The following is a 19,927-nucleotide window of genomic DNA, read 5'->3' on the forward strand; positions in this document are numbered from 1 at the left end:
GGTACCGTGGCCGGGTGACGACCGACGCACCCGTGCCTCCCGCCGCCAAGCGTGTCCCGACCGAGCGCACCCACCACGGCGACACCGTCGTCGACGAGTACGCCTGGCTGGCGGCCAAGGAAGACCCGGACACGATCGCCTACCTGGAGGCCGAGAACGCCTACACCGAGGGTGCCACGGCACACCTCGCCGCGCTGCGCGAGACGTTGTTCGCCGAAACGAAACGGCGCACCCAGGAGACCGACCTGTCGGTGCCGACCCGCAAGGGCGACCACTGGTACTACACCCGGACCGTCGAGGGCCAGCAGTACGGGATCCAGTGCCGACGACCGGTCCATCCAGACGAGACGCACCCGCCGGCCACCGCCGACGGTGCGCCACCGCCCGACGAGGAGATCCTGCTCGACGGCAACGCCCTCGCCAAAGGACACGACTTCTTCGCGTTGGGCACCTTCGACGTCAGCCCGGACGGACGGTGGCTGGCCTACTCCACCGACTTCACCGGCGACGAACGCTTCACCCTGCGGGTCAAGGACCTGGCCAGCGGGCAGGTGCTGCCCGACGAGATCCCGTCGACCTTCTACGGCACCGCCTGGTCGGCCGACGGCAGCGTGCTGTTCTACCTGACCGTCGACGACGCGTGGCGACCGTACCGGGTCTGGCGGCACCGGGTCGGGACCACCGCCGACACCGACGAGGTGGTCTACCAGGAGGATGACGAACGGTTCTGGGTCGGCGTGGAGCTCACCCGCTCCGAGCGGTTCATCCTGATCGACGCACACAGCAAGACCACCAGCGAGGTACGGGCGCTGCCAGCCGCCGACCCCACCGCCGAGCCGGTCGTCATCGCGCCCCGCCGACAGGGTGTCGACTACTCGGTCGAACACCACGGGCACCGGTTCCTGATCCTGCACAACGACGGTGCCGAGGACTTCGCCCTCGCGTACACCTCGGCGGACACCCCCGGCGACTGGATGCCGCTGATCGACCACACGCCCGGCACCCGGCTCGAATCGGTGGACGCGTTCGCCAACCACCTGGTGGTCTCGCTGCGCACCGACGGACTCACCGGGCTGCGGGTGCTGCCCACCGGCGGCACCGACACCTTCGACCTGGAGTTCCCCGAGCCGATCTACAGTGTCGGACTGGACACCAACCCGGAGTACACCACCACCAGCCTGCGGATCCGCTACACCTCGCTGGTCACCCCCGACTCCGTCTACGACTACGACCTGGTCACCCGGTCGATGACGCTGCTCAAGCGCAAGCCGGTGCTCGGCGGCTACGACCCGGACGACTACGAACAGCACCGGGAGTGGGCGATGGCCGACGACGGCACCCGGGTGCCGATCTCGGTGGTCTGCCGCGCCGGCACCCCGCGCGACGGGTCCGCCGCCTGCGTCATCTACGGCTACGGCTCGTACGAGATCAGCATGGACCCCTGGTTCTCGGTTCCCCGGCTGTCGCTGCTCGACCGGGGCGTGGTCTTCGCCGTGGCGCACGTACGCGGTGGTGGTGAGCTGGGCCGCCGCTGGTACGACCACGGCAAGATGCTGGCGAAGAAGAACTCGTTCACCGATTTCGTGGCCTGCGCCCGGCACCTGGTGAAGGCGGGCTGGACGACGACCGACCGGCTGGTCGCCCGGGGCGGCTCCGCCGGCGGGCTGCTGATGGGCGCGGTGGCCAACCTCGCACCCGAGGCGTTCGGCGGCGTCGTCGCGCAGGTGCCGTTCGTCGACGCGCTGAACACGATCCTGGACCCGTCGCTGCCGCTGACCGTCACCGAGTGGGAGGAGTGGGGCAACCCGCTGGCCGACCCCGAGGTGTACGCGTACATGCGCTCGTACACGCCGTACGAGAACGTGACCGCCGCCAACTACCCACCGATCCTGGCGGTGACCAGCCTGAACGACACCCGGGTGTTCTACCACGAGCCGGCGAAGTGGGTCGCGAAGCTGCGGGCGGTGGCACCGGGCGGGTCGTACCTGCTCAAGACGGAGATGGGTGCCGGGCACGGGGGTCCGAGCGGCCGCTACGACGCCTGGCACGAGGAGGCGTTCGTCACCGCCTGGATCCTCGACCGGGTGGGCCTGGCCGGGCACTGAGGCGGCCGGCCGCCCCGGAGCGGACGGGTAGGGTGCCGGTGGTGCGGTTGGTCGCCGGGCCACCGATTATGGTGGCAGCGACGACGAACTCCCGGTCCGGCACGGACGACGTCGAGTGAAGTACCGTTCGAGCGGAATGGCTGGAGGTCGTGAATGTCTTTGACAGTGGAGACGCAGCAACGCGGCGATGTCGTCGTCGTGTCGGTCGGTGGCGAGTTGGACATGGCCACCGCCCCGCAACTGCAGGACCAGATTACGGATCTACTGGACAAAGGCCGTAACAGGTTGGTCTTCGACCTTGCCGACGTCTCGTTCTGCGATTCCACCGGCCTGTCGGTCTTCGTCCGCGCCAAGAACGGCTGCGACGAGGCGGGCGGAGTCGTCCGACTCGCCGCCCCGCAGCGGGGCGTGCTGCGCATCCTCGAAGTCAGTGGGCTGGTCGAGGTCCTGCAGACCTTCCCCACCGTCGACGAGGCCGTCGCCGCACCGGAGCCGGCGGCGACCGACTGAGGTCGCCCCGGCCCGGCCGGTCGGCTTGCATGCCCGGCCGGTCGGCTTGCATGGCCGGCCCGTCAGCGCAGCTCGTCTTCGATCCACCGTGGACGGGCGATCGACCAGCCGGTACCGGTCTGCACCAGCAGCGCCACGACGAGCAGGCCGACCGGCGCCACCCAGTCACCGGTCCGCCCGTACAGCAGGCCCACCGAGAGCGGGCCGACCGCCGCGATCAGGTAGCCGACGCTCTGGGTGAACGCCGACAGCGACACGATGCCCGCGCCGGTCCGGGCCCGTAGCCCGATCATGGCCAGCGCCATCGGGAAGGTGCCCTGGCCGAGGGCGAGCAGCACCATCCAGACCAACGCCAGGTCGTACGGCGACCACAGCAGCCCGGCGTAGCTCAGCCCGGACGCCAGGGCGGTACCGAGCACGAGCGGCCGCAGACTGGTCATCCGGCCGGCCAACGTCGGCATCACCATCGCGATCGGCACGCTGACCGCCGTGACGCCGGCCAGCAGCAGCCCGGCGGTCTCCGCTCGGAAGCCGGCGTCCCGAAACAGTTGCGCCAGCCAGCCCATCTGGGCGTACGCGGCAAACGACTGGGCCCCGAAGAAGACCGCCATCAGCCAGCCGAGCCGGGTCCGGCCCGCCCGGATCCGCGCCCCGCCGGCAGCCGCCGGGCGCGGGGCACCGACACCGACGCCGGTACGGGCAGCGGCAGCGGCCCGTCGGCGGCTCCGCCAGGCGATCGGCACCCACAGCGCGGCGGCGGCCAGCGCGACCAGCGCCCAGAAGCCGAGCCCGACCCGCCAACCACCCGCCGCGTGCGCGATGGGCACCGCCGAACCGGCGGCCACCGAGGCACCCACGGTCAGCGACATGCTGTACGCGCCGGTCACCAGGCCGATCCGGTGCGGGAAGTACTGTCGGACCAGCATCGGCAGCAGGACGTTCGCGACCGCGATCCCGGCCAGGGCCAGCGCGCTGGTCGCCACGAACAGCCAGGCGTCGCCGGTCGCCACCCGCAGCAGCTGCCCGACGGCGAGCGCGCCCATCGCCGCGACCAGTAGTCGCGGCGGGGAGAAGCGACGGACCAGCCACGGGGTGGCCGACCCGACCACGGCGAAGGCCAACGCCGGCAGGGTGGTCACCACCCCGGCCTGCAGGGCGGACATCGGCAGGCCGGTACGGACCTCGTCGAGCAGCGGGCCGAGGCTGGTGATCGCCATCCGCAGGTTGAGCGCCACCAGCACCATCGCGGCGAGCACCAGGAGCGCGCCCTGGCCGGACCGGACCTGCTGACGGTGGGTGGCTCGGTGCTGCCCGCGCCCGCCGGTGCCACCCGGTTGCCCGGCGGGGTCCGGCAGCCGGTCGGCCGACGCACCGGTCGGGGCCGGTGCCGGCGCCGTACCGGTGCGGACGGCGGTCCCGGTGGCGAGGGCGGTTGGCGGAGTCATGCCTGCCATCCTAAAATCATGGGATGATTTATGGTCGGGTGATGTAACGGATGACACCACCGGTACCTTCCCCTGCGGCCGCAGCCCGGCCCGCCCGCTCCCGGCAGACCCTGGTCCGCCAGGCGATCGAGTCGCTGCGCGAGCCGATCGCCGCAGGTGACTGGCCGCTCGGCTCCCGCATCCCCACCGAGCCGAAGCTCGCCGAGGCGCTCGGCGTCGGGCGCAACACCGTCCGGGAGGCGGTACGGGCGCTCGTCCACGCCGGCATCCTGGAATGCCGGCAGGGCTCCGGCACGTACGTCGTATCCACCGACGAGCTGGCCGGTGCCGTCGCCCGCCGCTGCGCCACCGCCGAGTGGCGGGAGACCGTCGAGGTACGGCGCGCCTTCGAGGTCGAAGCGGCCCGGCTTGCCGCCCAGCGCCGTACCCCGGCCGACGTCGCCGCGCTGGACCAGGCCCTTGCCGACCGGGAGGCGGCGTGGCGCACCGGCGACCTCGCCCAGTTCGTCGAGGCCGACATGGCCCTGCACCGGGCGATCCTGGCGGCGGCGCACAACGTGATGCTCGCCGAGCTGTACGACTCGATCGGCGCGGCGATGCGGACGACCGTCGCCGAAGCCGTCGGCCCACAGTTGCACCCCGACCGGCACGTCGACCATGCCCGGCTCGTCGAGGCGATCCGCGACGGCGACCCGGACCGCGCCGCCCAGGAAGCGGCGGCCTACCTCACCACCGACTGACCTCGGCGGGTACGCGTGGAAGGGCCGGACCCCGTACCCGGGGTCCGGCCCTGCCACGTCCTGCTGGGTGGTGCCTGCTGTGGTGCCTGCTGCGGTCAGCTGTTCCAGTGCTGGGCGACGAGTTCGGCGGCCTGGGTCTCCCACTGGGCGTAGTGGTCGGGGTAGGCCGACACCTGCACGGTCTGGGCGGCCTGGGTCAGCGGCATGTCCTGCCAGCCGTCGACGGCCTTGAGCCCGTTGAGGAACGCGGTGGTGGAGTACTCGACGTCGGTGATCTGCTCGACGGTGCCCCAGCCGGAGGAGGGCCGCTGCTGGAACAGGCCCTGCGAGTCGTGGTCGTTGCGGTCACCGAGGTGGCCGAGGTTCTCCAGTTTCGACTCCTGCAGCGCGGTGGCGATGGCGACGACGGCGGCACGCTCGTCCATGCCGGCCTTCTTGGTGGCGGCGATGATGCCCTTGACGTTGTCGGTCTGCTCGGCCGAGAGGGTGATGCGGGACTGTTCGCCCTGCACGCCGTGTGGGATGAGCTTGGCGGTGTCGACGCTGTCGCTGGCGGCCGCTGCGGCGGCGGGTGCGGCGAGGGCGGTGGGGGCGTGGTCGGCGGCCAGGGCGGGGGCGGCGATCGCCCCGCCGGCGAGGGTGAGACCGGCGATGCCCAGGGCGGTGTTGCGCAGGCTGGTGGCCAGGGTACGGCTGATGATCGTGGCCATAAGGGGGGTCCACCTTCCGTTTTCCGAGGGGGCACACCCCTGACCCGGCCCCTGGAACGGGCGGGTGGTGTGTGGGGTGTGCGGTAAACGGTCATCCGGGTGGTACGGGGACGCGGCGGTGGCTTCTCGCCCGCTCGGGGGCTGGCCTTCCGTGCGTCGCGACCATGTACAACGACGCGGGCCGGCCGGTCATTCCCCGGCCCGACAGCCCGCCGTCACCGCCGGTGACGACATGCGGACGGGACACCGCGTCAGATGGTATTCCTCTGAGGAATGATTATGGGTCTTGTGTTGTTTGTGTGGGTCGGTTCTGGATCGTCATCTGGGTAGTTGTGGTCGGTGGCCGCCGAGGCTGAGCATGGCGAGGGCGATCAGTGCGTGGGGTGAGTGGAAGCCGAACGCGATCCGGGTGATCAGCCGGATCTTGGCGTTGACTGACTCGATGAGTCCGTTGGACAGTTGGTGTTCGATCGCGGCGCGGATCGTGTCGCGGTGGCGTGTGATCCGGCGTTGGAGTTCGACGAAGGCGTCGATACGGCTGCGGCGGGCCCACTCGATCCACCTGTCGAGGGCTTCGAGTGCCGCTGCCGGGCTGTCCTTGGCCATGGCGAACACGGCGCGGAGGCCTTCCTTGAGGGCCCAGGCCCGGTACAGCTGGGGCTGGGTCCTGGCGATCCAGTCGAGTTTTGCCTTCTGTGCCTCGGTGAGGTTGTCCGGGTTCTTCCACAGGGCCCACCGTGCGTTCTTGAGTGTGCGGGCGTCGCCCCGGGCGGTGTTGCGTCGGCCGGTGCCGCGTCCGGCGGCCTGGTTCCACGCCTGTCGGCGTACCAGGTCCAGCGCTTCGGTGGCCCAGGCCACGACGTGGAACGGGTCGGCGCACCGCACCGCCTGCGGGCAGCGGCGGGTGACGACCTTCGCGATCGTGTCGGCGCCGTCGGCGGACACGTGGGTGATGGCCGCGGCGCGCTGCTCACCGAGCTGGTCGAAGAAGGCGTGCAACGTCGCGGCGTCCTTGCCCGGCGCGGCCCACACCAGTCGGCCGGTGTCGTGGTCGACCACGACGGTCAGGTACCGGTGACCCTTCTTGTAGGCGATCTCGTCGATGCCGATCCGACGCAGCCCGGCGAACCGGTCGGTGACCTCGCCGGTGTCGGCCCATACCCTGGCCACGATCGCCCCGACGGTGCGCCAACCGACGCGCATCAGCTGACACACCGTCGATTTCGCGGTGCGCACCGCCAGCCACGCCACGGTGGCGTCGAACGCCCGGGTGTGTCCGGCGTTGTGACGCGCCCACGGCACCGCCGCGACCACCACGCCGTGCTCGGCGCAGGACACCCGTGGCGCGTCGGCCTCGACGACCGCCCTGACCGTGCCCAGATCCAGAGCCCGCCACCGCCGCCGCCCGTGACCGGCGTCGAAACCCGGACACCGCCGGCCGCAGTACGGACACCGCCGCCGCGCCCCTCTACGCACCCGTACATGGACCACCAACAACGCGTCTTCGTCGTCGAACTCGACGTCCTCCACCACCGCCCGCTCGACGCCGAGCAGAGCAGCCCATACGCTGACAGAACGCACGCCGTTCCCCGCCTTTCCCAGTTCTGACCTTCGACAAGCCAGAACCTAGGCAGGGCAACGGCGTGCGCCACCAACGCCGCGCCGAACCACCCACAGACACAACACAAGATCCATGATTATTCCTCTGAGGAATACTGCTCGACCGCTGTACCGGTCCGCCAGCCGGAGGCAGCCGGTCCGCCGGGACGCCAAGCGGGCCTGCCGTGAGCACGCGGCCAGGTGAGCGAACTGCGGCGGCGGGCGCTGTCTACTGCGCGGCGCGGACCATGCACAACGACCCGGCCCGGCGGATCATTCCGGGGCCGGGCTGCGGGCGGGGCCGTGCAGGCCAGGGACCACGCAGGCCAGGGACCACTGCGGTGGCGGTCACGGGTAGGTTGTCCGCGACATCTCGCTCTGGCCCCCGGGAGTACCCCTCATGCTTAAGGGTTTCAAGGATTTCATCCTGCGCGGCAACGTCATCGACCTCGCGGTCGGCATCGTGATCGGTGCGGCGTTCACCGCTGTCGTCACCCAGTTGACCAAGTCGTTCCTCGAACCGTTCATCCGGCTGCTGACGGTACTGCTGACCGGCGGTAACGGCATCAGCGGCTCGGTAGTCACCATCCGTGGAGTTGACTTCGACTGGCCGGCGTTCGTCAACGCGGTGATCACGTTCGCACTGACCGCCGCCGCGCTCTATTTCCTGGTCGTCCTGCCGATGAACCGGCTGGCCGAGCGGCGCCGTCGGGGCGAGGAGCCGCCGCCCGCCGCGCCGAGCGAGGAGATCAAGCTGCTGACCGAGATCCGCGACGCGCTGGTCGCCCGCGCGAGCCAGCCGGGTCAGCCAGGGCATCCGGGTCAGCCAGGCCAGCCGGGCCAATTCCGCTGAATCACCCCACACCCCCAGTCACAACTCTTCGTAGTTGCCATATCGCTCCCAGTTGTCGAAAAGCCGACGACAGGCCGGCCCAGCCTGAGTGACACTGAACACATGCAGCAGCTAGCCGGGACGACTTCCCAGGACTGTGCGACGCCCACCCGCCCCCTGCCCGACCTGAACCGCCCGCCGGCCAGGCCGGCCAGCGGGCGGGCCGCCACGCTCGTCCGAAGCCGGTGCGACGACCCGACCTGCGGCACCTGCTACCAGCGCCCGGAGACCGACTGACCGAACACCTGTCCCGTCGAACACATGTTCGATAGAGTCGCCCGGTGGAGCAACGTAAGCACTGGTGGAACGGGGTGTGGGGGCGGCTCGCCCGGCGGGACGTCTTCCTCCGTACCGACGCCGACCGCTGGTACGTGGAGGCTCGGGTGGGCGGGGCCGACGGGCGTTCCCGGTTCACTGAGCACGGCACCGAGGACGCGGCGTACGACATGGTCCGTCACCTGCTCACCGGGCCGGGCGACTGGCGGGAGGTCTCCGACGGACCGCCCGCTGCCCGCCACCGGGCGGCGAGCGAGGTTTGTCCGCCTCCGGCGCGGGGAACCGGGCAGCCATGAGCAGCGTCGACGAATCCGGGACATCGGACCCGATCCAGCGGATGGCCCCCGGGATGACCGTGGTCGACGTACACGGTGATGTCGTCGGCCGTGTCGCCCTGGTCCGCGCCGGCGACCCGGCGGCGGTGGCGGTCGAGGGCGCTGTCGACCCGCAGGACGCGATCGGTGAACAGGTGCCGCATCCACAGGCCGGCGACGAGCCGACCACCGCACCGGACGTCGCCGCGCGGCTGCTGCGTACCGGATTTGTCAAGATCGACGGCGTCGGCTACGCCGGGGCGGACCAGATCGCGGCGGTCGAGGCCGGCACGGTCCGACTGACCGTTTCCCGATCCGAGGTGACACCACCCGCCTGACCGGCGGTATGGTCACCGGGCGGACCGGCACGGTGGGGGGCGACGTGGCGCGCGGTGGTGTCTTCTGCATCGAAGGTCAGTGGCACCGGGACCTCAACGAACGCGGATCCGTGCTGCCCACGCTGGAGTTGCTGGAACGGCTCGGCCGGATCCGGTTCATCCACCGGGACGCCGCCACCCCCGACGAACTGGCCTACTTCCTGGACCGCTGGCTGCTACGCCAGTACGCCGACTACCGGGTCGGGTTCTTCGCGATGCACGGCGAGCCGACCCGGCTGTGCCTGACCGAACGTCACCACGTCGACCTGGACGACGTGGCCGACCAGATGGCCGGCCGGTGCGCCGGCAAGCGGCTCTACTTCGGCAGTTGCTCTGTGCTGCGCGCCTCCGACGCCCGGATGCGCGAGTTCCTCGCCACCACCGGTGCTGCGCTGATCTGCGGCTACACCCGGGAGGTCGACTGGGTGGAGTCGGCCGCGTTCGAGACGGTGCTGCTCGACGTACTCGCCAACGGGGTCTACAACAACGCCGCCGAGCTGCGGATGGGCTCGTCGCACTGGGCACCGCTGGCGGCGTACCTGGGGTTCCGGATCGTCTACGCCAACGGCCGCACCTGGCGGCCGACGGGCCGGCAACGCACCTCGGCCACCCGGCAGCCGGCACCCGCAAGCCAGCCGAAGGTGCCGGCGCAGGGTGGCGGTCGCGGCGGCCGGGTCAGCGGTACGCCTGCCGACAGGTGACCGCCGCCGACTCTCTGTTCACCCCGCACGGCGGGTCACCGGCTGGTCGGGCTGGTGAAAGGCGGTAGCCGGTAGCCGAGTTGCTGGCCGTAGGTCATTAGTGGGCGCAGGGTCGGCAGCAGGCTGGTTGCCTCCGACCGCCAGTGACGTCCCCGGTTGTTGTCGAGCCGGCGTTGGCGGGCCGTTGTCGTCTGCCGCAGCCGGAGGGCGTGGAGTCGCCGGGAGGCCGTGGATCGGCCGGAGCACCAGTCGAGCCAACGCAGCCACCAGTCCCTCAGCATTTCGATGATCATGTTCTCTCCTTGGTTGGTTGTGCTGTCGGTTGTCGTTTGGGCAGTCGGTGGAGTCCGCGTCGTTGGACGAAGATCTCCCGCCGATCGGCGGCCAGTCCGCGTTCGTCGATGACATAGCCGGTGAGCCAGACCCAGCCGTGGTAGGTGGGTTTCCGGTCCATCGAGATGACCCGGAACCTCAGTCGTCGGTCGCCGGCGAACTGCACGCTCGCTTCCGCACCGATCAGCAGTACGTCGCCGGGTTTGGGTTCGGGTGTGCGGAGCAGTCGGTCATCCACCGGGTCTTCCGTCGCGGCACGGTCGTTCGACGCCGTCGGCGCCTCGTTCCGTCGGCCAGGTGGTGAGGCCGCAGCAGGGGCACCATCTGGACTTGACCCGGAACGAGAACAGTCCGGCGCAGAAGCCGAGCAGGGCCGCTCCGACGATCGCTCCGATGCTCAGCATCGGCGTTCCCGGCTGGGTCGGGTTGGGATGGGGGTCACGGCCGTCCGGTCTTCTCGCTGGTGTCGATGGTTCATGAGGTCAGTTCCTCCTGCAGGGTGTGGACTTGGACGCCGGTGTCTTCCAGCGCGTGGCGGAGGTGGCGCTGGGCGGCCGGATGGGTGGAGAGGCGCGCGAGGCTGGGCATGATCACGTGCCGGGCACCGGAGCGGCTGATCTGTTCGATCAGTGCGGTGAGGGCGGGCCGGTTGGGCGTGGTGGTGTCCTGGTCGCGGAAGAGTCCCGCGAAGCAGTAGCCCTCCTGTTCGGCCCAGAACTGGAGTGCGAGTTCCATCTGCCGGGTGTCGCCATCGAGGGCGTCGCGGTCCACCCGCAGGTAGCCGTACATCAACGGCTTCACCGTGGACTGCCTCCCTTCGAGCGGGACTGACGGCACGTGTCTGCACTGGTGACCCCGCACGGACTGCTGAGCGAGGTGGCGCGCTCGGTATCGAAAACGAGTAGAGCACTGCGTGTATCGATCTGCAAGACTTCATTTGAAGGACCCGAAAAGCTGTCATCACGGGCGAAGCAAGCATTGCAAAACACGCGTACGGGTGCTTTCATCGTGAGTGACAGGATCGCCTCACCGTGAAGCGAGGAGCGGAGGACGGAACGTGGCGGAAGGAGCGACAGGATCGACCGTGCCGAGACGGCAACTGGGTCGCTACCTGCGTGATCTCCGGATGCAGGCCCGGTTCACGGTCAGAGCCGCCGCCTCCGCTCTGGAGTGGAGCGAAGCGAAGATCTGGCGGATCGAGACCGGGCAGACGTCCATGCGGTCACTCGACGTCGAGCAGATGTGCCGCGTCTACGGCGCGTTGGCCGAGACGACGACATCGCTGATGGCTCTCGCCAAGGAGACCAAGAGCAAGGGCTGGTGGCTGTCGTACGCCGACGTCATCAACGAAGGGTTCGACCTGTACATCGGCCTGGAGGAGTCCTGCCGTCGCCTGCGGTGGTACGAGGCCGAGCTCGTACCAGGACTACTCCAAACCGCAGAGTACGCCCGTACGCTGATCGAGGCCGACAACCCCGGCACGGAGCCGGGCGAGATCGCCCGACGGGTTCAACTTCGTATCGCTCGGCAGGCGCTGCTCACCAGACCGGTCGCGGCACCGGAGCTGAGGGTGGTGCTCAACGAGTCGATCCTCCGGCGGCCGGTGGGCGGGCGGGAGGTCATGAGCGCCCAGCTGGAACGGCTGATCGCCGTGAGCGAGATGCCGAACGTGACGCTGCGGGTGCTGCCCTTCGCGGTCGGGACACACGCCGGCATCATGTCGGGTCCGTTCGTCGTGCTGGAGTTCCCCACCAACGGCAACGGCCAGGCCACCGAACCGCCCACAGTCTACGTCGATGGTTTCACCGGGGCGCTGTTCCTGGACAAACCGCATGAGATCGACCGGTACGAGGCAGCATTCAACAACATCTGGGACGCCTCGCTCGATGAACAGTCATCGAGGCAGGCAATCAGGGACGCGATGAAGGAGATGGGCAAATGATCACTGGCGATGTTTCAGCGGCTCGTTGGTTCACGTCAAGCCGGAGCAACGGACAGAACAACTGCGTCGAGGTGGCCGACAACCTGCCCGGCCGGGTCCTGGTCCGGGACACCAAGAACCGCGACAGCGGCACCCTGGCCTTCGCCCCGTCCGCGTGGCGCTCGTTCGTCGACCTGGCCAAGCAGCACCACTGATCGCCTGACGCCTACCCCGGCGAGATATCCAACGAGCGCCGACCCCGCCTCAGCAGGGTCGGCGCTCTGCCCTTTGCCGGAGAGCCCGCACGCTGCGTCGAGGTGAGGATTATGCACGTTAAAACGCCTGAATAACGTGCGTAATCCTCACCTCGACGTAGGCGGAGTTACACGATATTGATCATCAAGGGTCAGTCGTCGGGTGCCAGGCGGTGAGTGAGTGCGGTGTGCCGGCGGCCGGCCCCGGCGGTCCGGACCGCGATCGCGATCGCCTTGCGGGAGCCGACCAGGACCACGAGTTTCTTCGCCCGGGTCACCGCCGTGTAGAGCAGGTTGCGCTGCAGCAGCGTGTACGAGCTCATGGTGACCGGGATGACCACCGCCGGATACTCGCTGCCCTGGGAGCGGTGCACGGTGATGGCGTACGCGTGTTGCAACTCGTCGAGCTCGTCGAACTCGTACTCGATGTCCTCGTCCTCGTCGGTGCGGACAGTGAGTTTGCGGTCCTCGGTGCTGATCGCGGTGACCACGCCGATGGTGCCGTTGAAGACCCCGGCGGTGCCCTTGTCGTAGTTGTTGCGGATCTGGATGACCTTGTCGTTGATCCGGAACACCCGGGCCCCGTGCCGCCGCTCCGGGCGGTCGTCGCGCGGCGGTGCGAGGGCCTCCTGCAGGGCGACGTTGAGGTTGCCGGCGCCGGCCGGGCCCCGGTGCATCGGGGCGAGCACCTGGATGTCGCGGGCCGGCACCCGGAACTTGCGCGGAATCCGCCGGGCGACGACGTCGACGACCAGGCCGGCGACCGCCTCCGGGTCGTCGGCGGCGAACAGGAAGAAGTCGGCCATGCCGTCGGTACGGGGCTGCTCACCAGCGTTGATCCGATGCGCGTTGACCACCACACCGGACTCCTGGGCCTGGCGGAAGATCCGGGTCAACCGCACCTGCGGTACGGCGGGCGCGGCGAGCACGTCGCGCAGCACCTCGCCGGCGCCGACCGACGGCAGCTGGTCGACGTCGCCGACCAGCAGCAGATGCGAGCCGGGCGCCACCGCTTTGACCAGCTTGTTGGCCAGGATCAGGTCGAGCATCGAGGCCTCGTCGACGACGATCAGGTCCGCGTCGATCGGGTTGTCCCGGTCGTACGTCGGATCCCCGCCGGGGCGTAGTTGCAGCAGCCGGTGCACGGTGGCGGCCGGGTGCCCGGTGAGCTCGGTCATCCGTTTCGCGGCCCGGCCGGTCGGCGCGGCGAGGACGATCTTGGCGCCCTTGGCGGCGGCCAGCGTGATGATCGACTTGACGGTGAACGACTTGCCGCAGCCCGGTCCGCCGGTGAGCACCGCGACCTTCGAGGTCAGCGCCAGGCGTACCGCCTGCTCCTGTTCGGGGGCGAGATCGGCACCGGTCCCGGCACGCAGCCAGGCCAGCGCCTTTCCCCAGTCGACGTCGGCGAAGGCCGACAACCGGTCGGCGCGGTGGTGCAGCAGCCGCAGCAGGCTGCCGGCCAGTGAGCACTCGGCCCGGTGGAACGGCACCAGGTAGACCGCCGGGATGGTGCCACCGTCGCTGGTCGGGTTCGGCACCGCCTCGCGTACCACGCCTTCCTCGGTGACCAGCGCGGCGAGTGCGTCGCGGACCAGCTCGACGGCGACCCCGAGGATGCCGGCGGCGTCGGTGCACAGGTTCGGTTCCGGCAGGTAGCAGTGGCCGTTGTCGGCGGCCTCGGAGAGGGTGTACTGGATGCCGGCCTTGATCCGTTCCGGGCTGTCGTGCGGGATGCCGACCGCCTGGGCGATGGTGTCGGCGGTCTTGAAGCCGATGCCCCAGACGTCGGCGGCCAGCCGGTACGGCTCGTTGCGCACGATCGAAATCGACGCGTCGCCGTACTTCTTGTAGATCCGTACGGCGAGCGAGGTGGTGACGCCGACGCCCTGCAGGAAGATCATCACTTCCTTGATCGCCTGCTGTTCGATCCACGCCTTGGCGATCAGCGAGGTCCGCTTCGGCCCCAGACCAGGAACCTCGACGAGGCGGGCCGCCTCTTCCTCGATGATCCGCAGCGTGTCGGCACCGAAGTGGGCGACGATCCGGCCGGCCATCTTCGGTCCGATCCCCTTGATCAGCCCGGAGCCGAGGTAGCGTTCGATGCCCTGCACCGTCGCCGGCAACACCGTCGTGTACGAGTGGACCTCGAACTGCCGGCCGTACTTCGGGTGCGACCCCCAGCGGCCGACCAGCCGCAGGCTCTCCCCGGGCTGTACGCCGAGCAGCGAACCGACCACGGTCAGCAGGTCGGCACCGGACCGGTCGGTGGCCACCCGGGCGATGGTGTAGCCGGTCTCCTCGTTGGCGTAGGTGATCCGTTCCAGAACCGCGTCCAGGACGGCGGCGGGACGAGCCGCGCCAGCCGGCGGCGCGGCGGCGGGTCGTCCGGTGGCGGCGGTCACCGGTCGATTATGCCGAGACCTGGTCCGCCGACCTCGGCGCCACCGGCCGGCACGGGGCAGCCTGCCTGGCCGGTACGTGGCACACTGCCTGGTCGGCGCGGGAGCACCGGCACCGTACCGCCAGATCCCACCCCCTGCGTAGAGAAGGTCGGCGACCGATGGACCAGCAGTTCCTGCAATCCCAACGACAGCTGCTCGTACGGCAGCGCATCCGGCTGATGGTCAACCAGTACGAGGTGTGCGCGGCGCAGCCGGACGGCTCGCCGGGTCCGCTGCTGGCCTTCGCCCAGCAGAAGCGGATGGCCTTCCGCGAGCAGGTCACCCTCTACGCCGACGACCAGCGCCAGCAGCCGCTGCTGGGCTTCAAGGCCCGGCAGATCATCGACCTCGGTGCCACCTACGACGTGACGGACGCCGCCGGCACTCCGATCGGACTGTTCCGCAAGGATTTCGCCAAGTCCCTGCTGCGGTCCACCTGGCACCTGGAGCAGCCCGGTCTCGGGGTGGCCACCGGCGCGGAACGCAACATGGCGGTGGCGCTGCTGCGGCGGCTCAGCGACCTGCTGTCGTGGCTGCCGTACCACTTCGACTTCACGATCGACGGTCAGCCGGCGTTCTCGGTCGTCCGCAAGTGGGGTCTGCGGGACAGCTACCTGGTCGACATCCACCACCCGCAGTTGGACCGGCGGTTGGTCATCGCCATGGCGGTCGCGCTGGACGCGCTGCAGTCGCGCTGACCACCGACCTGGACAGGGAACGGCCTTGGCGGTGATCAGTCGGTGGTGGCAACGTGCTGCCGTCCAGCCTGATCTGACGGGTGCGGGGTGCGGTCGGTGATCCCGGCCGCACCCCGCACCGTCCAGTCGAGGAGAACGTCTTGCCCCGGTCACCGTGGACTACGTCTCGCTCGGCGACTCGTACGCCGCCGGTCTCGGTGCCGGCACCAGCGCAGCTCGGGCAGACCCAGGGCTACCTGGCGGCGATGCTGTCCGCTGTCGGCTCGGTCGAGCAACTGCAGGAGTGGATCGTGCAGCGCGCGACGCCGTACCGTCGCCGGGAGTGACCGCGCCGCCGGATCCGGGTGGTCGCCGGACAACCCGACGTGGTGGCCGTCCGGTTCAGGCGCCGCCCATCGGGGCGGGCGGACCGGGCGGCCACAGGTGAGCCGTCCTCACTAAGATATCGATTTGTGACAGCCGGATGTGGCGAAGTTTCCAGCAGTCTGGGCCAGCGGCTGAAGCAGACCCGGGAGCGCTACTTCGTCGGCCGGGTAGCGGAACTCGACCTGCTCCGGCAGGCCCTGGACCGGGCACCCGAGCCGTTCAGCGTGCTCTACCTGCACGGATCCGGTGGCGTCGGCAAGTCGACCCTGCTGCGTTACTTCGGTGACGAGGCGACGGCGGCGGGGCGGCGCGTGGTGCACGTCGACGGTCGTGCGGTCAGCCCGTCCCCGGCCCGGTTCGAGGCCGCCGCTGCGGCGGCGCTGACCGACGAGTCAGCCGTCCTGCTCGTCGACTCCTTCGAGTACTGCCAGGGGCTGGAGGACTGGCTCCGGAACCGGTTCCTGCCCCGGCTGCCCGAGTCCGTACCGGTGGTGCTGGCCGGGCGGTCCGTGCCCGGGCCACAGTGGCGGGCCGACCCGGCGTGGCGGGACCTGCTCAAGGTGGTACCGCTGCGGGACCTGGCCCGGGAGCACGCGGTGGCGCTGCTGACCCGCCGGGGCGTACCGACGGAACTACACGAATCGGTGCTGGCCTTCGCCGGCGGGCATCCGCTGGCGCTGCGGCTGGCCGCCGAGGTGGCGGTCACCCACACCCCGGCGGTCACCGCCACCTGGCGGCCCAGCCTGAACGTGGTGGAGACGCTGCTCACCCAGCTGATCGGGGAGACCCCGTCGCCGCAGCACCGGCTGGCGCTGGAGATCTGCGCGCACGCCCAGACCACGACCGAAGGGCTGCTGCGGGCCGTGCTGGACGTCGAGCCGGGGCCGATCTTCGCCTGGTTGCGGGAGCTGCCGTTCATCGAGTCCGACGCCCGGGGCCTCTACCCGCACGACGTCGTCCGCGACGCGCTCGACGACGACCTGCGCTGGCGGGATCCGCAGGGCTACGAGACGATGCACCGGCGGCTGCACGACTACCTGCTGGATCAGGCGTTGGCGGCGACCGGGGCGGCGGTGCTGCCCGCCGTCGGCGCGATGATGTACCTGCAACGGCACGCCCAGGTGATCCGCCGGTACTTCACCTTCGGCGGCGAGGGCAAGGTCTACGAGGACGCCTACCGACCGACGGACCGTGAGGCGGTGCTGCGGCTGGCCACCGAGGCCGAGGGCGCACAGTCCGCCGCCATCGTCGACTTCTGGTTGGCCCGCCAGCCGGACACCTGCTACGTCTACCGCAGTTCGGCGACCGACGAGGTGGTCGCCTTTCTGGTCTGGTTACGGCTGACCGACCCCGACCAGGCCGAACTGGACGCCGATCCGGTCGTAGCCCGGGCCTGGCGGCACTGCCGGTCGACGGCTCCGCTACGGGCCGCCGAGCACATCGGGATCGCCCGGTTCATGGTGCATCCGCCCGCCTACCAGCGTCCGTCGCCGGTCAACGACCTGATGCAGATGCGGATGCTCGCCCACTTCCTCCACGACAAGGGCCTCGCCCTGCACTACCTGGTGCTGCACGACGCGGAGTTCTGGGCGGCCCACGTGACGTACTTCGACAACCACCCGGTCGGCGAGGCTGCGCCCCGGGTCGGCGGGCGCGCGTACCACCTGTTCTTCCACGACTGGCGGGTGACACCGCTGATGCAGTGGCTGGCCCACAACCAGCAGCAACTGCTGTACGGCCTGCAGCCCCGGCCGGCGAACACCGGTGCGGACCTGCTGGTGCTGTCCCGGCCGGAGTTCGACGCGGCGGTCCGCTCCGCCGTACGGGCCTGGCGTCGCCCGGACGAGTTGGCGGCCAACCCGCTGACCCGCAGCCGGCTGGTGGCCGACCACGGCAGGGCCGACCCGGTGGCGGCGCTGCGCGACGTGCTGGGTGCGGCGATCGACGACCTGCGCGACGATTCCCGGCTGCACCGGGTGCTGGTCACCACCTTCGTGCACGGTACGCCGACCCAGGAGGCGGCCGCCGACCGGCTGGGGCTGCCGTTCAGCACCTACCGTCGGCACCTGACGAGGGGGTTGGACCGGCTCAGCGACCTGCTCTGGGACCACGAGGTGCACGGCTGAGCTGACCTGCGGCGGACAGCAGAGCTGACCTGCGGCGGACGGCGGAGCTGACCTGCCGGGGACGGCGGAGCCGGCACCCTGCGGGAGTGGAGCCGGTCGGCTACGAGTCGGCGCGCCAGAGCAGGTCGCACAGCCGGTCCAGGGCGCCGCGCAGGTGCCGCTTGTAGGTGGAGGCCGGCAGGCCCAGCCGGTCGGCGGCCGCCTCCTGAGTGGTCGGACCGTCGAAGTAGGTGGCAGCCAGCACCCGGTACAGCTTCGCGTCCCGGGGGTCGTCCCGTAGCGACTGCGCCGTGGCGGTCAGCACCGTACGCAGGGCCTCGGCCGGGTCGGTGGTGCCGGACCCGGAGGTGAGGGTCACCACCGCGCTGCGGGTCAGCGGGTTGCCCCGCAGCCGGGCCGGGTCGTGCAGGTGCCGCAGGGCAGCGCGGACCGCCTTGTCGAAGTCCGGCCGGGCCAGGACGGTACGCGTCGGCGGGTCGGCCGCCGGCCCCGGTGCGCCGGCCAGTGGCCAGGCAGTGAGCCGGTCGGCCCACACGTCGACCGGTACGGCCCGCCAGTCGTGGGCGTACAGGTCGTAGGGCCGGCCACCGACGACCGGTTGCGGCTCGACCAGCCGGTGGTCGATGAACTCGGCCACCCCGACCGCCTCGGGGTCGAGGCTGACGAACGACCAGGCCACCCGCTCCGACCGGATCCACCATTGCAGGGTGCGCACGTGCATCAGGTCCCGTACGGCGGAGCTCCGCTGTCGGGGCAGCGGGTAGCTGAACCGGGTCAGCAGGATGTGCTCGCCCGGCCGGGGCGGCGCGGTCGCGATGTACCGCCAGGCTGCCGCGACCACCGGGTCGACGGCGGCCTCCTCGGGGTCGGGCCCGGTCAGCCGCAGCGTCACCTGGAATCCGGCGACGACGGCGTCGACCGAGCGGCGGTACACGTCGAACGCCTCCGGCTGGCGGTCCAGCCAGAAGGCGACCAGGTCGGCTCCCCCGTCGTCGGCCTCACGAGCGATCCGCAGCAGCGTCGTACGGTCGGCGACCCGCAGCTGGTCCGGGTAGACCGCGCCGCCGGCGCGACGCATCGCGTACGGCGCCATGATCGGGCTGTCCTGCAGAATGTGGTACAGCGAGCGGACCGCCGGCAGCACCGCGTCGCCGCTGGCGGCGCGGGCCCGGTCGAGCAGGTGCGCGGCGACCCGGGCGTGCATCACCTGGTAGCCCTGCGGGTCGCGCCACCGCAGGTCGGCGTCGAGCACGCTGCGCACCACGTCGTGTGGCACCACTCCGTCCTGGTCGGACTCGACGAACGGCAGCCGACGCAACCAGGCGAACAGTTCGGCGGCCGGCTCGCCGACCACCGCCCGCAGCAGGTCCTCGGTGGTGGTCAGGGCGTGTGAGCAGGTTTCCAGGGCGAGCCGGTGCTGCGCCGACGGCACCTCGCCGACGAGTTGCCGCAGCAGCGTCGCGACCACGTCCGGTGACGGGGCCCAGCTGGCGGCTCCCTGGCCGTCGCGGACGGCGACCGTCGCGGAGAGGTTCAACGCGAACGGATGCCCGCCGGCGAACCGCAGCAGCCCGTCCCACAGCTCCGGCGGGACGCCCCGTCGGTCGAGCAGCTCGGCGGCGGACTCCGGCGGCAGTTCCTCGAGGCCCACCACCTGCAGCAGCCCGGACCAGCCGAGGTCGGAGGTCCACTCCCGGTCCGGCGGATGCTGGCTGGCGATCACCACCAGCACGCCGTCGGGGATGCGCGGGAGGAACCGGTCCCGTAGCCAGCTTTCCAGCCCCTGGCATCGTTCGAAGGTGTCCACCAGCAGCACCGAGGGTGCGCCGCTGAGCGCGGCGTACGCCGCCGCGGTGAACCCGGCCGGGGACGGGTCGATCCCGGCGCTGTCGATCTGGACGACGATCCGACCGACGTCGCGGGCCAGCGCCGCGAAGCGACGCAGCAGCATGGACTTGCCGATGCCGCCGGGTCCGTGCAGGTACCACACCGGAAGGCTGTCGGCGGCCCCGGCGAGCGCGGCCCGGAAGGCGACAAGTTCGGCGGTACGGCCGACGAACGCCTCGTCGCGGGCCACTCCCAGTCTGTCCGCCAGCCGCCCCGCCACCGCACCCCC

General features: G+C 70.6%; 20 protein-coding genes. 12 read left to right on the forward strand and 8 right to left on the reverse strand.

What is annotated here, in order from left to right; genetic code table 11:
- Positions 1–14: 14 nt before the first annotated feature.
- Together O7623_RS19275 and O7623_RS19280 are read left to right on the forward strand one after the other, a co-directional pair.
- A complete protein-coding gene (locus O7623_RS19275; RefSeq protein WP_282224421.1) occupies positions 15–2,105 on the forward strand; it encodes a S9 family peptidase in 2,091 nt (696 codons plus the stop codon).
- A gap of 153 nt (positions 2,106–2,258) precedes the next feature.
- The gene (locus O7623_RS19280; RefSeq protein ID WP_282224422.1) at positions 2,259–2,615 is read left to right on the forward strand and encodes an STAS domain-containing protein; all 357 of its coding nucleotides are present in this window, start codon (positions 2,259–2,261) and stop codon (positions 2,613–2,615) included.
- Positions 2,616–2,677: 62 nt separating this feature from the next.
- On the opposite strand, the gene O7623_RS19285 is transcribed toward O7623_RS19280, so the two are convergent.
- Entirely contained in the window at positions 2,678–4,060 is a 1,383-nt protein-coding gene (locus O7623_RS19285) for an MFS transporter (protein ID WP_282224423.1), read from the reverse strand.
- Between the two features lie 50 nt (positions 4,061–4,110).
- On the opposite strand from O7623_RS19285, the gene O7623_RS19290 reads away from it, so the two are divergent.
- Positions 4,111–4,800 carry a FadR/GntR family transcriptional regulator gene (locus O7623_RS19290; protein ID WP_282224424.1) on the forward strand — a complete coding sequence of 230 codons (690 nt, stop codon included), beginning with the start codon at positions 4,111–4,113 and terminating at the stop codon, positions 4,798–4,800.
- A gap of 95 nt (positions 4,801–4,895) precedes the next feature.
- Here O7623_RS19290 and O7623_RS19295 read toward each other — a convergent pair whose 3' ends face one another.
- Together O7623_RS19295 and O7623_RS19300 are read right to left on the reverse strand one after the other, a co-directional pair.
- A complete protein-coding gene (locus tag O7623_RS19295; protein WP_282229296.1) occupies positions 4,896–5,486 on the reverse strand; it encodes a hypothetical protein in 591 nt (196 codons plus the stop codon).
- Between the two features lie 342 nt (positions 5,487–5,828).
- Entirely contained in the window at positions 5,829–7,091 is a 1,263-nt protein-coding gene (locus O7623_RS19300) for an ISL3 family transposase (protein WP_282223817.1), read from the reverse strand.
- Positions 7,092–7,509: 418 nt separating this feature from the next.
- On the opposite strand from O7623_RS19300, the gene mscL reads away from it, so the two are divergent.
- From mscL to O7623_RS19320, 4 genes are all read left to right on the forward strand, one after another.
- Positions 7,510–7,962 carry a large conductance mechanosensitive channel protein MscL gene (mscL, locus tag O7623_RS19305; RefSeq protein WP_282224425.1) on the forward strand — a complete coding sequence of 151 codons (453 nt, stop codon included), beginning with the start codon at positions 7,510–7,512 and terminating at the stop codon, positions 7,960–7,962.
- Positions 7,963–8,282: 320 nt separating this feature from the next.
- Positions 8,283–8,573, forward strand: a complete 291-nt coding sequence (locus O7623_RS19310) for a hypothetical protein (RefSeq protein ID WP_282224426.1) — start codon at positions 8,283–8,285, stop codon at positions 8,571–8,573.
- The gene (locus tag O7623_RS19315; protein WP_282224427.1) at positions 8,570–8,929 is read left to right on the forward strand and encodes a hypothetical protein; all 360 of its coding nucleotides are present in this window, start codon (positions 8,570–8,572) and stop codon (positions 8,927–8,929) included. The genes O7623_RS19310 and O7623_RS19315 overlap by 4 nt, the downstream gene beginning before the upstream one ends.
- A 44-nt stretch (positions 8,930–8,973) precedes the next feature.
- On the forward strand, positions 8,974–9,669 hold the full coding sequence (locus O7623_RS19320; RefSeq protein WP_282224428.1) for a hypothetical protein: 696 nt from the start codon (positions 8,974–8,976) through the stop codon (positions 9,667–9,669).
- Positions 9,670–9,704: 35 nt separating this feature from the next.
- Here the strand turns inward: O7623_RS19320 and O7623_RS19325 are convergent, their stop codons facing one another.
- The 3 genes from O7623_RS19325 to O7623_RS19335 all read right to left on the reverse strand — a co-directional run bounded on the left by O7623_RS19325 (position 9,705) and on the right by O7623_RS19335 (position 10,803).
- On the reverse strand, positions 9,705–9,962 hold the full coding sequence (locus O7623_RS19325; protein WP_282224429.1) for a hypothetical protein: 258 nt from the start codon (positions 9,960–9,962) through the stop codon (positions 9,705–9,707).
- Positions 9,959–10,240 (reverse strand): hypothetical protein, encoded by a 282-nt coding sequence (locus O7623_RS19330; RefSeq protein WP_282224430.1) that lies wholly within the window; start codon positions 10,238–10,240, stop codon positions 9,959–9,961. Before O7623_RS19330 ends, O7623_RS19325 begins: the two co-directional genes overlap by 4 nt.
- A 236-nt stretch (positions 10,241–10,476) precedes the next feature.
- Positions 10,477–10,803: a recombinase family protein gene (locus O7623_RS19335; RefSeq protein WP_282224431.1), complete on the reverse strand. Its 327-nt coding sequence runs from the start codon at positions 10,801–10,803 to the stop codon at positions 10,477–10,479.
- A 283-nt stretch (positions 10,804–11,086) separates the two neighbouring features.
- Here O7623_RS19335 and O7623_RS19340 point away from each other — a divergent pair, with 283 nt between their 5' ends.
- Together O7623_RS19340 and O7623_RS19345 are read left to right on the forward strand one after the other, a co-directional pair.
- A complete protein-coding gene (locus tag O7623_RS19340) occupies positions 11,087–11,944 on the forward strand; it encodes a helix-turn-helix transcriptional regulator (RefSeq protein ID WP_282224432.1) in 858 nt (285 codons plus the stop codon).
- Complete coding sequence (locus O7623_RS19345; protein ID WP_282224433.1) at positions 11,941–12,138, forward strand: DUF397 domain-containing protein; 198 nt, start codon at positions 11,941–11,943, stop codon at positions 12,136–12,138. Before O7623_RS19340 ends, O7623_RS19345 begins: the two co-directional genes overlap by 4 nt.
- A 191-nt stretch (positions 12,139–12,329) precedes the next feature.
- Here O7623_RS19345 and O7623_RS19350 read toward each other — a convergent pair whose 3' ends face one another.
- Positions 12,330–14,582: an ATP-dependent RecD-like DNA helicase gene (locus O7623_RS19350; protein ID WP_282224434.1), complete on the reverse strand. Its 2,253-nt coding sequence runs from the start codon at positions 14,580–14,582 to the stop codon at positions 12,330–12,332.
- 158 nt (positions 14,583–14,740) lie between these two features.
- On the opposite strand from O7623_RS19350, the gene O7623_RS19355 reads away from it, so the two are divergent.
- The 3 genes from O7623_RS19355 to O7623_RS19365 all read left to right on the forward strand — a co-directional run bounded on the left by O7623_RS19355 (position 14,741) and on the right by O7623_RS19365 (position 17,811).
- Positions 14,741–15,319 (forward strand): hypothetical protein, encoded by a 579-nt coding sequence (locus O7623_RS19355; protein ID WP_282224435.1) that lies wholly within the window; start codon positions 14,741–14,743, stop codon positions 15,317–15,319.
- Positions 15,320–15,516: 197 nt separating this feature from the next.
- Positions 15,517–15,645, forward strand: coding sequence for a hypothetical protein (locus tag O7623_RS19360; RefSeq protein WP_282224436.1), 129 nt, complete (start codon positions 15,517–15,519; stop codon positions 15,643–15,645).
- A gap of 126 nt (positions 15,646–15,771) precedes the next feature.
- A complete protein-coding gene (locus O7623_RS19365) occupies positions 15,772–17,811 on the forward strand; it encodes an AAA family ATPase (protein ID WP_282224437.1) in 2,040 nt (679 codons plus the stop codon).
- A gap of 100 nt (positions 17,812–17,911) precedes the next feature.
- Here O7623_RS19365 and O7623_RS19370 read toward each other — a convergent pair whose 3' ends face one another.
- Positions 17,912–19,918 (reverse strand): ATP-binding protein, encoded by a 2,007-nt coding sequence (locus O7623_RS19370; RefSeq protein WP_282224438.1) that lies wholly within the window; start codon positions 19,916–19,918, stop codon positions 17,912–17,914.
- Between the last annotated feature and the right edge of the window lie 9 nt (positions 19,919–19,927).

This window comes from Solwaraspora sp. WMMD791, from assembly GCF_029581195.1.
GTDB lineage: Bacteria > Actinomycetota > Actinomycetes > Mycobacteriales > Micromonosporaceae > Micromonospora_E.